We start from the raw sequence: 13,931 nt of genomic DNA on the forward strand, positions 1-13,931 counted from the left end.
TCACACCTTCAGAATGCGCTCGCCTCGACCGATGCCCGAGCTGCCGGTGCGCACGGTCTCGAGAATCGAGCCCGCGTCCAGCGCCTGAATGAATGCGTCGAGCTTGTCGCTCGCACCCGTCAATTCGATCGTGTAGGTCTTCTCGGTCACGTCGATGATGCGGCCGCGGAAAATGTCCGCCATCCGCTTCATTTCTTCGCGCTCCTTGCCCACTGCCCTCACCTTGATGAGCATCAGCTCCCGCTCGATGTGTGCACCGTCGGTCAGGTCCACCACTTTCACCACCTCGATCAGGCGGTTCAGATGTTTCGTGATCTGTTCGATCACGTCGTCGGAGCCGATGGAAACGATGGTCAGGCGCGACAGCGATTGGTCTTCGGTCGGCGCCACCGTCAAGGTTTCGATGTTGTAGCCGCGTGCGGAGAACAGACCGACCACGCGCGACAGCGCGCCCGGTTCGTTTTCCAGCAGGACGGAAATGATGTGTCTCATGTTCGCTTCTTCCAGAATATATCCGTGTCGATTAGCCTGCGCCGCGCACCGCCGCGTGCCGCGCCGCCCTTCGTGAAGGCGGCCGCCCGCGCACCGGGCGCGCGTCGCGCCGTTACAGGTCTTCCGATCCGAGCAGCATCTCGGTGATGCCCTTGCCGGCCTGGACCATCGGCCAGACGTTTTCGGTCGGATCGGTCTGGAAGTCGAGAAACACGGTGCGGTCCTTCAGGCGCAGCGCTTCCTTCAGCGCCGGCTCGACGTCCGCGGTCTTTTCAATGCGCATGCCGACGTGGCCGTACGCCTCGGCGAGCTTCACGAAATCCGGCAGCGCATCCATGTACGAATGCGAATAGCGCTTGCTGTATTCGATCTGCTGCCACTGGCGGACCATGCCGAGGTAGCGGTTGTTCAGCGACAGGATCTTCACGGGCGTGTCGTACTGCAAGCAAGTCGACAGCTCCTGGATGCACATCTGGATCGAGCCCTCGCCCGTGATGCACAGCACGTCGTCGTCCGGGTGCGCCATCTTCACACCCATCGCCGCCGGCAGGCCGAAGCCCATCGTGCCGAGGCCACCGGAATTGATCCAGCGGCGCGGCTTGTTAAAGCGGTAGAACTGCGCGGCCCACATCTGGTGCTGGCCGACGTCGGAACACACGAACGCGTTGCCGTCCGTCAGCTCCCACGCCTTCTCGACCACGTACTGCGGCTTGATGATCTCGCTTTCACGGTCGTACTTCAGGCAGTCCTTCGCGCGCCAGGCTTCGATGTCCTTCCACCACTGCGCGAGCGCTTCGGTGTCGGGGCCGTGCTCGGCCGTCTGCAACTGCTCGATCAGCTCCTTCAGCACTTCCTTCACGTCGCCGACGATCGGAATGTCGACCTTCACGCGCTTTGAAATCGACGACGGGTCGATGTCGATGTGAATGATCTTGCGCGGACGCGACGCGAAGTGCGCCGGATCGCCGATCACGCGGTCGTCGAAGCGCGCGCCGATCGCGATCAGCACGTCGCAGTGCTGCATCGCCATGTTCGCTTCGTACGTGCCGTGCATGCCGAGCATGCCGAGGAATTTCTTGTCCGACGCGCGATAGCCGCCGAGCCCCATCAGCGTGTTCGTGACGGGATAGCCGAGCAGATCGGCGAACTGGTTCAGCTCGCGCGACGCGTCGGCGAGAATGATGCCGCCGCCCGTGTAGATGTACGGACGCTTCGCGGACAAAAGGAGCGACACCGCCTTGCGGATCTGCCCCGAGTGGCCTTTCGTGACCGGGTTGTAGGAGCGCAGCGACACACTCTTGACGGGCTCGTACTCGCACGGCGTCTTCGACACGTCCTTCGGAATGTCGATCAGGACGGGACCGGGCCGGCCGGTGCGCGCGATGTAGAACGCCTTCTTGACGGTTTCCGCGAGCTCGCGCACGTCCTTCACGAGGAAGTTGTGCTTCACGCAAGGACGCGTGATGCCGACGGTGTCGCACTCCTGAAACGCGTCCTGGCCGATCGCCGCGGTCGGCACCTGGCCGCTGATCACGACGAGCGGAATCGAATCCATGTAGGCGGTGGCGATGCCCGTCACCGCGTTCGTGACGCCCGGGCCGGACGTGACGAGGCACACGCCGACCTTGCCCGTCGAGCGCGAATACGCGTCCGCGGCGTGCACGGCCGCCTGCTCGTGGCGCACGAGCACGTGTTGAATCTTGTCTTGCTTGTACAGCTCGTCGTAGATGTAGAGGACCGAGCCGCCAGGGTAGCCCCAGATGAATTCGACGTTTTCGTCGGCCAGTGCCTTCATGAGCACGGTGGCGCCGATGGAGCCGGTTTTCTGAGGGGAAAGGGATTCCGACGTGGAGAATTCCGCGCTGGGCATGTTCATCTTGGACCTTTCGAATTTTCGGCAAAAAATTGATCGGGTGCTCTCTGCCGGGCTTGTGGCTCGGGTTCAAGCGGCGCGTCCAGTTGAAAGGCGGGCTTCATGGGCCAGCCTCAAATGTGACCATCACTTATGTTGCGAACTGGCAACGATAGCAGGTCCCCGGCAGGCGGTCAAGCGGAAAATCCCGCGGCGCATCAATCGTCTCGTCGCAACGGCGGCAAGCGCCCGGCCAACGCCGGCGGCGAACCGTCGCGCACGCGCGTTTCGGCAGCCTGACAGCCCGAACAGGATGCCCTGCGCCGCGAAAATTTGTTAGCATCCGCGGGTTTTACGAATTTTTTCCGATCTTTTCACGCCGCAAGAACGCAGCGCAGACCTTCACGGAATGGCATCAGACAAGGAACTCGCGGACTTTCTGGCGGGCGTCGAAAGGCGCGCGTTCAAGCAGGCTGCATACGCGGTGCGCGACGACGACGCGTCGCTCGACATCGTGCAGGACGCGATGATCCGGCTCGCGGAGAAATACGGCGAGCGCCCGGCCGCCGAGCTGCCGCTGCTTTTTCAGCGGATTCTCCAGAACGCGATCCACGACTATTTCCGCAGACAAAAGGTGCGCAACACCTGGGTCAGCCTGTTCTCGTCGCTGAACAACACCGACGACGACGAGTTCGACCCGCTCGAGACGCTCGAATCGGCGGACGGCGACGGCGTAGAGAGCGGCGAGACGCGGCTCGAGCGCGAGCAGGTGCTCGCCCTCATCGACGATGAAATCCAGAAGCTTCCGGCGCGTCAACGGGAAGCCTTCCTGATGCGTTATTGGGAGGATATGGATGTCGCCGAGACAGCCGCCGCCATGGGGTGTTCGGAAGGCAGCGTCAAGACGCACTGCTCCCGGGCCACTCACACATTGGCGTTGGCGCTCAAGGCCAAAGGAATCACGCTATGAGCTCCGCTCCCGTAACGAAAGAAGAACTCGAATTCGCCCTCAAGGTGCGCCGCGCGCTCGACGAGCGTGCGGCCTCGCTGCCCGCCGCGACGACGGAGCGGCTCGCCGCCGCGCGCCGCGCCGCGCTCGCGCGCAAGAAGCCCGATGCCGCGATCGTGCTCGTGCCGGCGCTCGCCGGCAGCGCCGGCACGCTCGAGCTGCGCCCGCCCGACGAGCCGCGCCGCCAGTCGCTCGCGCGCCGGCTCGCCCGCGCGTGGCCGCTCGCGCTGCTGCTCGCGGGCCTCGTCGGCATCGCGTACTGGGAAGACATGCAGCGCACCGCGGAGCTCGCGGACATCGACGCCGCGATGCTGAGCGACAACCTGCCTCTCAACGCGTATCTCGACCACGGGTTCAACGCGTATCTTTCGCACACTCACTAACGCCAACGCATCAAGAAGAGGAACGCACGGGTGAGTCAAAAACGGGGATTGGCTGTCTTTTTCGGTTGCGTGATCGCGCTCGTCGTCGCGTACGCCGCCACCTACCCGCGCTTTCACCCACAACCGGCCGCGGTGGCGGCGGCGAGCGCGCCGGCGATCGCGTCGGCCGCGAGCGCGCTATCGACCGACTTCCCGCCGCTGCCGCCGTCGAGCCCGCTCTCCTGGGCGCGCCTCACGCCGCAGCAGCACGTCGCGCTCGCGCCGTTCGCGAATCAATGGGATTCGTTCAGCGACGAGCGCAAGCGCAAATGGCTGAAGATCGCGGCGCGCTTCCCGAAGATGTCGCCTGAAGCGCAAAAGCGCCTGCAGGAACGGATGACCGAGTGGGTCCGGATGACGCCCGAGCAGCGCCGCGTCGCGCGCGAGAACTACCTGGTGTCGAAGGACCTGTTGTCCGCGCAGGCCCGCGAGAAGGCGTGGACGGCTTACCAGCAGCTGTCGCCCGAGCAGAAGGAGAAGCTCGCGGCGGCCGAGCGCCGGCGCCGGCCGACCGTCGTCAGCGCGCCGCCCACCGGCAAGACCGATCGCGACATCAACCGGCTCGTCAACGCGCACGACCGCCATCCGGCAAGCGCCTCCGCCGCGAGCACCGCGCCGCCGGCGGCCAGCGGGCCCGCCGCGACGCCCGCTGCGGCGTCGACGACGACGGGCGCCGTCACGCCGCCCGCCGCGCCGACGCCCGTGTCGCCGTCCGAGGCGCCGTCGCTCTTCAACGGTTCGTAAGCGTCCGTGACGACGCCCGCGATGCCATCCGAGCCGTCGCCGCCGAGCGTGCGGCGCCGGCTCGCCGCCCTCGCCTACGAAAGCCTGCTGCTCTTCGGCGTCGTGTTCTTCGCCGGCCTCGCGTTCGGCGTGACGCTGCAACAGCGCAACGGCCTCGAACGCCACAACCTGCTCGCCGTGTGGATCGCGGTCGTCGTCGGCGCGTACTTCGTCTGGTTCTGGACGCACGGCGGCCAGACGCTGCCGATGAAGACCTGGCGGCTGCGCGTCGAGACCGCGCGCGGCGCGCCGCTGTCGGCCGGCCGGGCGCTCGTGCGCTACGCGCTCGGCTGGCTGTGGTTCCTGCCGCCGCTTGCGCTGCACCCGCTCGCGGGCTTTTCCGTGCCGCGCACGCTCGCGGCCGCGGCCGTCTGGTTCGCGCTGTGGACGCTCGCCGCACGGCTGCATCCGAGCCGCCAGTTCCCGCATGATCGCCTCGCCGGCACCCGCATCGTCGATGCGCCCCGCCGCGCCTGATTCCCCGTAATAAGAACGTCTCGTGACTGTCACGGCACAGTCACGCCCGCATGGCGCAATGCCGATAACATCAATCGGCGCGAGTCATGCATGGGCAAAAAAACGTCCGCGACCTCCTTCTTCCGTGATCCTGCCGGCCTGCACGCCGCCAGTGCCTTTCTGTCCGGCTCGGCCGCGAGCGACACGCTCGCGCCGGCCCGCCCTCCCGCCGCGAGCGCCACGCGGCACGACGACCACGAGCCCGCCTCGCACCGCTACCGGACGATCTGGCTGTCGGACATCCACCTCGGCACGAGCGGCTGCCAGGCCGGCTACCTGCTCGACTTTCTCAAGCACAACGAATCGGAATATCTGTACCTCGTCGGCGACATCATCGACGGCTGGCAGCTGAGGAAGGGCTGGTACTGGCCGCAGGCGCACAACGATGTCGTGCAGAAGATCCTGCGCAAGGCGAGGAAGGGCACGCAGGTCGTCTACATTCCCGGCAACCACGACGAAGGCGCGCGCCAGTTCTGCGATCTCGCGTTCGGCGAGATTCACGTGCGCGGCGAGGCGTTCCACACGACGCTGTCGGGCAAACGTTTGTGGGTCGTCCACGGCGACCTGTTCGACGGCGTGATCCAGCACGCGAAGTGGCTCGCGTATCTCGGTGACACGCTGTACACGCTGATCCTCGTGCTGAACCGCTGGTTCAACCGGATCAGGAGCCGCTTCGGCTTTCAGTACTGGTCGCTGTCGCAATACCTGAAGCACCAGGTGAAGAACGCCGTGAACTTCATTTCGTCGTTCGAAGCAGTGATGACCGACGAGGCGCGCCGCCGCGGCTGCGACGGCGTCGTCTGCGGCCACATTCACAAGGCCGAGATCCGCGACATCGACGGCGTGCTGTACTGCAACGACGGCGACTGGGTCGAGAGCCTGTCCGCGCTCGTCGAGACGATGGAAGGCGAGCTGAAGATCGTCTACTGGACCGTGTTGCGCACGCCGTCCGCCACTCAATCGCGCAAGACGAAAACCGCCACCGCCTGATCCCGAAGAGGACCGCCAGCGATGAAAATCATGATCGTCACCGACGCTTGGGAACCGCAAGTCAACGGCGTCGTGCGCACGCTGAAGAGCACCGCGCGCGAGCTCATCGCGCTCGGCCACCGCGTCGAGCTCATCACGCCGCTCGAGTTCCGCACGGTGCCGTGCCCGACCTATCCTGAAATCCGCCTGTCGATCCTGCCGTACCGGCGGCTGCGCGAGCGCCTGAACGCGTTCGAGCCGGACGCGCTGCACATCGCGACGGAAGGCCCGCTCGGCCTCGCCGCGCGCCGCTACGCGCGCGCGCGCAAGCTGCCGTTCACGACCGCGTACCACACGCGCTTTCCGGAATACGTGCAGGCGCGCTTCGGCGTTCCGCTGTCGGCGACCTACCGTTTCCTGCGCTGGTTCCACGGCGCGTCGCTCGCGGTGATGGCGCCCACGCCCGTGGTCAAGTACGACCTCGAGCAGTACGGCTTCGACAACGTCGTGCTGTGGACGCGCGGCGTCGATCTCGACGTCTTCCGGCCGATGGAGTCGAAAGTGCTCAACACCGCGCGGCCGATCTTCCTCTACGTCGGGCGCGTGGCGATCGAGAAGAACGTCGAGGCGTTCCTGAAGCTCGACCTGCCCGGCTCGAAGTGGGTCGCGGGCGAAGGGCCCGCGCTCGCCGAGCTCAAATCGCGCTATCCTGAGGCCAATTACCTCGGCGTGCTGACGCAGGCGGAGCTCGCCAAGGTATACGCGGCCGCCGACGTGTTCGTGTTCCCGAGCCGCACCGACACCTTCGGGCTCGTGCTGCTCGAGGCGCTCGCGTGCGGCACGCCCGTCGCGGCGTATCCGGTGACGGGGCCCGTCGACGTGCTCGGAGACGGCGGCGCGGGGGCCATGAACGAGGACCTGCGCGAAGCGTGCCTCGAGGCGCTGAAGATCGACCGGCCGCATGCGCGCGCGTGGGCCGAGCGCTTCTCGTGGCAAGCGGCGTCCGAGCAGTTCGCGTCGCACCTGAAGCCGCTGCCGAAATCCGCCTGCCCACACACCGAAGGCGCAGCCGTTTGAAACCTGCCATGCGCGCGAAAGCGCCCCCCGTCAGCCCGTCGCGAAAGCCGGCCGCGCGCGCCGGCGCGACGCGTCCCGCCCACGTCCGGCTCGCGCCGTCTGAAACGCACGAGCCGCCCGATGCGCACGAGCCGCTCGGCCCGGACGATCCGCTCGCGCTGCCGCACAATCCGTACAAGGGCAATCGCGGCCTGATGCGCGCGTGGTACGCGCTCAAGAACTCGTACAACGGCTTTCGCGTCGCGATCCGCGAAGAGAGCGCGTTCCGGCAGGAGCTCACGCTCGCGGCGATCATGCTGCCGATCGCGGCATTCGTGCCCGTCGAGCCGGGCTCGCGCGCGCTCCTCATCGGCACCGTGCTGCTCGTGCTGATCGTCGAGCTGCTGAACTCTAGCGTCGAGACGGCGATCGACCGGATCTCGCTCGAGCGCCACGAGCTGTCGAAGCGCGCGAAGGATCTCGGCAGCGCGGCCGTCACGGTCGCGCTCTGCACGTGCGTGACGACCTGGGGCCTCATACTCGGCCCGCTCGTCTGGCACCGGCTCGCCGGCGGCTAGGCGGCCGGCGGTTCCGCTGCCGCCGGCGGCATCCGGCGCGGCGCGCACCGTGCGCCCTCCGCCTTCGTGTGCGATGCAACACGGCCGGGTATGCCCCGATGACGAAATACCCCGGACGCGCAAGGTAGCGGTTTATAATCGGCCGACAGCCTTCAAAACAGCAACCCGAGCCGGACTACGATTCACGCAGCAGTATTCGCAGCGCCCGCCTGTCCGGCAAACACAGGGCCGGACGACATGGAAGCCAAACCTCCCCGCCGCACGCGCGAACGGATTCTTGAGTTGTCGTTGAAACTCTTCAACGAGATCGGCGAGCCGAACGTCACGACGACGACGATCGCCGAGGAAATGGAAATCAGCCCAGGCAACCTGTACTACCATTTCCGCAACAAGGACGACATCATCAACAGCATCTTCGCGCAGTTCGAGCAGCAGATCGAACGGCGCCTGCGTTTTCCCGAAGATCATCGGCCGACGATCGACGAAACGTGGTCGTACCTGCAGTACATGGCCGACTTCATGTGGACCTATCGCTTCCTCTATCGCGATCTGAACGATCTGCTCGCGCGCAACCGCACGCTCGAGACGCACTTCAAGCAGATCATCAGCCACAAGGTGCGCTTCGCGCGCGAGATGTGCGAGCTGCTCGCGGCCGACGGCGAGCTCGTCGCGACGCCCGCCGAGATCGAGGTGATCGCAACCAACATGGCCGTGATCGCCACTTACTGGCTGTCGTATCAGTACGTGATGCATCCGCGCAAGTACAACGATCAGGACGCGATCCGCGAGGAGCTGCACCAGGTCAGCATGCACGTGATCTCGGTGATCGCGCCGTATCTGCGCGGCCGCTCGCGGCAGATCTTCGACGATCTCGTGTCGGGCAAGCTGCCGAAACGCGAATTCCACGACTACCTGCCGCCGCGCGACGGCTCGCCGCGCAAGGACGCGAAGCAATGAAGAGCGTCTGCGTCTATTGCGGCTCGGCCAACGGCGTCAAGCCCGTCTACACGGAAGCGGCGCGCGCGTTCGGCCGCGCGCTCGCGCAAGCCGGCCTCACGCTCGTCTACGGCGGCGGGCGCGTCGGCCTGATGGGCGTGATCGCCGACGAGGTGATCACCGCCGGCGGGCGCGCGATCGGCGTCATCACGGAGCTGCTTTTCGACAAGGAAGTCGGCCACACCGGCCTGACCGAGCTGCACGTCGTGCCCGACATGCATCATCGCAAGAAGATGATGGCCGAGCTCGCCGACGCGTTCGTCGCGATGCCGGGCGGCGCGGGCACGCTCGAAGAGTTCTTCGAGGTCTATACGTGGGCGCAGCTCGGCTATCACCGCAAGCCCGTCGCGCTTTACAACGTCGACGCCTTCTACGAACCGCTCATCACGCTCCTCAAGCACACGGTCGACGAAGGCTTCATGCAGCGCACGTACTTTGACGCGCTTTGCATCGACGCCGCGCCCGATGCGCTCATCGATCGGCTCGGTCAGTATCGACCGCCCGCGCGCGACAAATGGGCGTTCGTGTCGAAGCAGGAAGCCTGAGCCGGCGCGACGCCGCGCGGGCGCGCGTCGCGTTGCGGTGCGGCGCATCGCCCGGCTTTTCCAGTCGTGTCGATGCGCGCTCGGCGCTTCGCGCCGCCGGCCGCGTCCGTCGCTCCGGTCAGCTGTTTCGGTCGAGCGCCTCGGTCGGCTGGTTCTTCAGTTGAGCGCTCCGGTCGAGCGCTTCGGTCAACCACGTCATGCAGCGATCGCGCAATCGCGCTGCGAATGCGGCGCACTCGAAGCGCGGCCGCCTTGTCCCGCCCCGTCCCCTTTTCCGCCCGAGCGCATCGCGCGCGGGCCGAGGTCCAAGCGATGACGAGCACGCCGTCCAAAGTCGTTCTCATCACCGGCGCGAGCCGCGGCATCGGCCGCGCGACCGCGCTCGCGGCCGCCGCGCGCGGCTGGTCGATCGGCATCAACTACGCGCGCGACGCGGCCGCCGCCGCCGCGACCGCCGACGCGGTGCGTGCCGCGGGCGCGCAAGCGTGCGTCGTGCGCGGCGACGTCGCGAACGAAGCCGACGTGATCGGCATGTTCGACGCGGTGCAGTCGTCGTTCGGCCGGCTCGACGCGCTCGTCAACAACGCGGGGATCGTCGCGCCGTCGCTGCCGCTCGCCGACATGGACGCCGCGCGCCTCAGGCGCGTGTTCGACATCAACGTGCTCGGCGCGTATCTGTGCGCGCGCGAGGCCGCGCGGCGGCTGTCGACCGATCGCGGCGGCGCGGGCGGCGCGATCGTCAACGTGTCGTCGATCGCCGCGCGGCTCGGCTCGCCGAACGAATACGTCGACTATGCGGGCTCGAAGGGCGCGGTGGACACGCTGACGCTCGGCCTCGCAAAAGAGCTCGGCCCGCACGGCGTGCGCGTGAACGCGGTGCGGCCCGGCCTCATCACGACCGACATCCACGCGAGCGGCGGCCAGCCCGGCCGCGCCGAGCGGCTCGGCACGCAGACGCCGCTCGGCCGCGCGGGCAATGCCGACGAAATTGCCGAAGCGATCGTCTGGCTGCTGAGCGACGCGGCGTCGTACGTGACGGGCGCGCTGCTCGACGTCGGCGGCGGGCGCTGACGCGTCGCGCACCGCTGACCGGCGATCGCCGACCGGCGGTGGGCGGTGGGCGGTGGGCGGTGGGCGGTGCGCGGTGCGCGGTGCGTGGTGCGTGGTGCGTGGTGCGTGGTGCGCGGTGCGCGGTGCGCGGTGGATGGTGTGCGGCAGGCGGCAGGCGGCAGGCGGCAGGCGGCAGGCGGCAGGCGGCAGGCGGCGACAGCATACGGTGATCGGCGGTCGGCGCAATCAGCACGCTTTCGGGCTTCGAACGGTTTCCCGCGCTTGCCCGCACGCTCGGACAAGCCCCTAAGCCCGAGGCCGCCGGGCGGCCTTACCCGCGTCGGCCGCCGTGCATTGCGGGCCTGACACGATCTACGGGACGGCCCCGCGCGGCGTCAGTTACACAAATCTTCACAATTCTCCGCAATCTTTAGCGTTTCATAACAATTTTCGTAAACGTTCGTAATAGTCTCGTGGTCTACTAACGATAATCGCGGCCTACGCCGCAGCACGTCCGTTACCCGCCACCTCGCGGCCACGAAATCGGCCGGGCCCACGCAGCCTGGCCGGCGCACTCGAAGAGATCACCCCGATGCAGGGAAATGCAACGCCCGGCGGCCGGCGCGCGCGCGCGCACGCGTCGACTCGTCACGCCCTTCCGTCCGAAGCCGATTCGTCGTCCGTCGCGCTCGCCGTCGGCGCGCCGCACACGGCCGGCGCGGCAGGCGGCCGCGCCGCCGATGCGCGCGGCCCCGCCGCCGCGCGCGCACCGCTCACCGGCCTGCGCGCATGGCTCGTCGTCGCGGCCGTGCTCTGTGCGTATCTGCTGCCGGGCGTGCTCGGCCACGATCCGTGGAAGCAGGACGAGACCTATACGTTCGGCATCATCCAGCACATGCTCGAAAGCGGCGACTTCGTCGTGCCGACCAACGCGGGGCAGCCGTTCCTCGAAAAGCCGCCGCTGTACGATTGGGTCGCCACCGGCCTCGCGTGGCTCTTTTCCCGTTATCTGCCGCTGCACGACGCGGCGCGGCTCGCAAGCGCCCTCTTCGCCGCGCTCGCGTTCGGCTTCGCCGCGCGCGCCGCGCGCATCGCGACCGGCGCGACGCGCTGGCTCGAGCTGCCGGTGATCGGCACCGTCGCGCTGTTCGCGGGCTCGCTCGTCGTCATCAAACACGCGCACGATCTGATGACCGACGTCGCGTTGATGGCGGGCACGGCGATGGGCTTTTGCGGACTGCTCGAACTCGTGATCCGCCACGCGGGCGGCGCGAACGACGCCGACGCCGCGCACCGGCCGCCCGCGAACCGCTTCGCGGCGCCGCTTTTCGGCCTCGGCGTCGGCGTCGCGCTGATGTCGAAGGGCCTCTTCGTGCCGCTCGTGTTCGGCGCGACGGTCGCGGCGGCGCTCATCCTCTATCCGGCCTGCCGCAGCCGCGCGTTCTTCCGCTCGCTCGCGCTCGCCGCGCTCGTGTGCGCGCCGTTCGCGCTGATCTGGCCGGCCGCGTTGTACCTGCGCTCCGAATCGCTGTTCCTCGTCTGGTTCTGGGAAAACAACGTCGGCCGCTTCTTCGGCTTCTCCGTGCCGACGCTCGGCGCCGAAAACGACAAGCCGCTCTTCATCTGGCGCGCGCTGCTGACGGTCGGCTTCCCGGTCGGCCCGCTCGCGCTCGTCGCGTTCGCGCGCGGCCTCTGGCGCGAATGGCGCGCGCCGCGCGTCGCGCTGCCGATCGCGTTCGCGGGCATCGGGATGGTCGTGCTGCACGTTTCCGCGACGTCGCGCCAGCTGTACATCCTGCCGTTCATCGCGCCGCTCGCGCTCGTCGCCGCGCAGGCGATCCCGCGCCTGCCGCTGCGGCTGCACACCGCGTGGGACTACGCGAGCCGGCTGCTGTTCGGCGCCGCCGCGGCGCTCGTGTGGGTCGTCTGGTCGCTGATGTCCGACCAGAACGGCTCGCGCGACGGCCTGCACTGGCTCGGCCGCTGGCTGCCGCTCGACTGGACGATGCCGATCGAGCCCGCGCTCGTGCTGTCGGCGCTCGCGATCACGATCGGCTGGGTCGGCCTGCTGCCGTCGCTGCGGCTCGCGGGCAAGTGGCGCGGCGCACTGTCGTGGGCGATGGGCGCGCTCGTCGCGTGGGCGCTCGTCTACACGCTGCTGCTGCCCTGGCTCGACGTCGCGAAGAGCTATCGTTCGGTGTTCGAAGATTTGAACCGCCAGCTCGCGCTCGAATGGAACGACGGCGACTGCATGGCGAGCGTCGATCTCGGCGAGTCGGAAGCGCCGATGCTCTACTACTTCTCCGGCGTCCGGCACCAGCCCGTCGCGCAACCGAACGAAAGCGCGTGCACGTGGCTCATCGTGCAAGGCACGCGCGCGAGCCCGCCTGTGCTCGGCAGCCACTGGAAGCCGTTCTGGTCCGGCGCGCGTCCGGGCGACGAGCAGGAAATGCTGCGCGTCTACGTGCGCACGCCGGCGCCGCCCGCCGCGACGAGCACCCGCCCGTAATGCCCGCGGCGCGCGGCGTCTCCGCCACGCGCCGTTTCCCCCATTTTCGCGGCGTTCGCCGTGCCCTATGCTGTTGCGGTTCGCGCCGTCCGTGCGCGGCCCCGGCCGTGCCCGGCCGCGTCCGCATCCGCCGGCCCGGTACGGGAATTGCTCCGCCCGTCGGTCGGCGCCTTCTCGCGCTTGCCCAACCGGACGGCCTCATGCAACTCCGCACACTTCGCTACTTCCAGGAACTCGCGCACTGCGCGTCGCTGCGCAAGGCATCCGAGCGGCTGCACGTCGCGCCGACCGCGATCAGCCGCCAGATCGAGCAACTGGAGCACCACTTCGGCGCGCCCTTGCTCGAGCGCGGACCGCGCGGCATTCGCCTGACCGCCGAAGGCGAATTCCTCGCCGAGCGCATCGATTCCGTGCTGCGCGAGCTCGACGAAGTGAAGACGCTGATCTCGGCGCGGCGCAATCTCGACGTCGGATCGGTGTCGGTCTATGCGTCGGAGGGCATCGTGTCGGGGCTGCTCGCGCCCGTGCTCGCCGAATTCACGCGACGCCATCCGCGCATCCGCTTCGACATCACGGTCGCGAGCGCGCAGCACACGCTCGACGCGCTCTGCCAGGGCCGCGCGGATCTCGGCGTCGGCTTCTATCTGCCGCACCGGGCGGACGTCGAGATTCTCGACGCCGTCGATCTGTCGCATCGCGTGCTGGTGCCGCCGACGCACCCGCTGAGCGCGCGCGCGCGCGTCACGCTCGCGGAACTCGTCGACCAGCCGCTCGCGATTCCCGACGCGGCGTTCGGCGTGCGCCAGGCGCTCGAACGGATCGCGAAGCGCTCCGGCGTCACGCTCGAGCCACTGTTCACGACCTGCTCGCTCGAAACGCAAAAGGCGCTCGCGCGGCAGGGCGCGGCGTTGCTGATCCTGCCGTGCTTCACGCCGCCCGGCGCGAACGGCGCCGCGCCCGCCGACGACACCGACCTGCATGCGGTGCCGATCGCCGACGCCGAGCTGCGGCAGGTCAGCGTCGCGCTTTGCGTATATCGGTATCGGCCGCGGTCGATCGCTGTGAACACGTGCGTCGAGATGCTGAAGGAAGCGATGGCGCGGCAACGGCAGGACGCCGGATTCGGCGAGAAAGGCTGACGGCTCGTCGTGCAA

At 68.0% G+C, this 13,931-nt stretch carries 14 protein-coding genes; 12 read left to right on the forward strand and 2 right to left on the reverse strand.

The features are described from left to right. Together ilvN and WS78_RS13540 are read right to left on the reverse strand one after the other, a co-directional pair. Nucleotides 1-492, reverse strand: coding sequence for an acetolactate synthase small subunit (ilvN, locus tag WS78_RS13535; RefSeq protein ID WP_004186134.1), 492 nt, complete (start codon nucleotides 490-492; stop codon nucleotides 1-3). Between the two features lie 112 nt (nucleotides 493-604). Next, nucleotides 605-2,368 carry an acetolactate synthase 3 catalytic subunit gene (locus WS78_RS13540; protein WP_059574629.1) on the reverse strand — a complete coding sequence of 588 codons (1,764 nt, stop codon included), beginning with the start codon at nucleotides 2,366-2,368 and terminating at the stop codon, nucleotides 605-607. A gap of 385 nt (nucleotides 2,369-2,753) precedes the next feature. Here WS78_RS13540 and WS78_RS13550 point away from each other — a divergent pair, with 385 nt between their 5' ends. From WS78_RS13550 to WS78_RS13610, 12 genes are all read left to right on the forward strand, one after another. Then, on the forward strand, nucleotides 2,754-3,314 hold the full coding sequence (locus WS78_RS13550) for an RNA polymerase sigma factor (RefSeq protein WP_038747300.1): 561 nt from the start codon (nucleotides 2,754-2,756) through the stop codon (nucleotides 3,312-3,314). Then, a complete protein-coding gene (locus WS78_RS13555; protein ID WP_038747303.1) occupies nucleotides 3,311-3,736 on the forward strand; it encodes a DUF3619 family protein in 426 nt (141 codons plus the stop codon). The genes WS78_RS13550 and WS78_RS13555 overlap by 4 nt, the downstream gene beginning before the upstream one ends. Before the next feature lie 30 nt (nucleotides 3,737-3,766). Beyond that, a complete protein-coding gene (locus WS78_RS13560) occupies nucleotides 3,767-4,519 on the forward strand; it encodes a DUF3106 domain-containing protein (protein ID WP_059574630.1) in 753 nt (250 codons plus the stop codon). A gap of 6 nt (nucleotides 4,520-4,525) precedes the next feature. Beyond that, nucleotides 4,526-5,035, forward strand: a complete 510-nt coding sequence (locus WS78_RS13565) for an RDD family protein (protein ID WP_197419468.1) — start codon at nucleotides 4,526-4,528, stop codon at nucleotides 5,033-5,035. 90 nt (nucleotides 5,036-5,125) lie between these two features. Next, nucleotides 5,126-6,064 carry a UDP-2,3-diacylglucosamine diphosphatase gene (locus WS78_RS13570; RefSeq protein WP_038747307.1) on the forward strand — a complete coding sequence of 313 codons (939 nt, stop codon included), beginning with the start codon at nucleotides 5,126-5,128 and terminating at the stop codon, nucleotides 6,062-6,064. 21 nt (nucleotides 6,065-6,085) lie between these two features. Further along, nucleotides 6,086-7,120 (forward strand): glycosyltransferase family 4 protein, encoded by a 1,035-nt coding sequence (locus WS78_RS13575; RefSeq protein WP_038747309.1) that lies wholly within the window; start codon nucleotides 6,086-6,088, stop codon nucleotides 7,118-7,120. Between the two features lie 8 nt (nucleotides 7,121-7,128). Next, a complete protein-coding gene (locus WS78_RS13580) occupies nucleotides 7,129-7,677 on the forward strand; it encodes a diacylglycerol kinase (protein ID WP_038747312.1) in 549 nt (182 codons plus the stop codon). Nucleotides 7,678-7,914: 237 nt separating this feature from the next. Beyond that, on the forward strand, nucleotides 7,915-8,634 hold the full coding sequence (locus tag WS78_RS13585; protein ID WP_006025081.1) for a TetR/AcrR family transcriptional regulator: 720 nt from the start codon (nucleotides 7,915-7,917) through the stop codon (nucleotides 8,632-8,634). Then, nucleotides 8,631-9,218, forward strand: coding sequence for an LOG family protein (locus WS78_RS13590; RefSeq protein ID WP_059574632.1), 588 nt, complete (start codon nucleotides 8,631-8,633; stop codon nucleotides 9,216-9,218). The genes WS78_RS13585 and WS78_RS13590 overlap by 4 nt, the downstream gene beginning before the upstream one ends. A gap of 312 nt (nucleotides 9,219-9,530) precedes the next feature. Continuing rightward, complete coding sequence (locus WS78_RS13595; RefSeq protein WP_059574634.1) at nucleotides 9,531-10,289, forward strand: SDR family oxidoreductase; 759 nt, start codon at nucleotides 9,531-9,533, stop codon at nucleotides 10,287-10,289. Nucleotides 10,290-10,860: 571 nt separating this feature from the next. Continuing rightward, the gene (locus WS78_RS13605) at nucleotides 10,861-12,777 is read left to right on the forward strand and encodes an ArnT family glycosyltransferase (RefSeq protein ID WP_059574636.1); all 1,917 of its coding nucleotides are present in this window, start codon (nucleotides 10,861-10,863) and stop codon (nucleotides 12,775-12,777) included. A 200-nt stretch (nucleotides 12,778-12,977) separates the two neighbouring features. After that, complete coding sequence (locus WS78_RS13610) at nucleotides 12,978-13,916, forward strand: LysR family transcriptional regulator (protein WP_059574637.1); 939 nt, start codon at nucleotides 12,978-12,980, stop codon at nucleotides 13,914-13,916. The last annotated feature ends 15 nt before the right edge of the window (nucleotides 13,917-13,931 follow it).

The organism is Burkholderia savannae, from assembly GCF_001524445.2.
Lineage (GTDB): Bacteria > Pseudomonadota > Gammaproteobacteria > Burkholderiales > Burkholderiaceae > Burkholderia > Burkholderia savannae.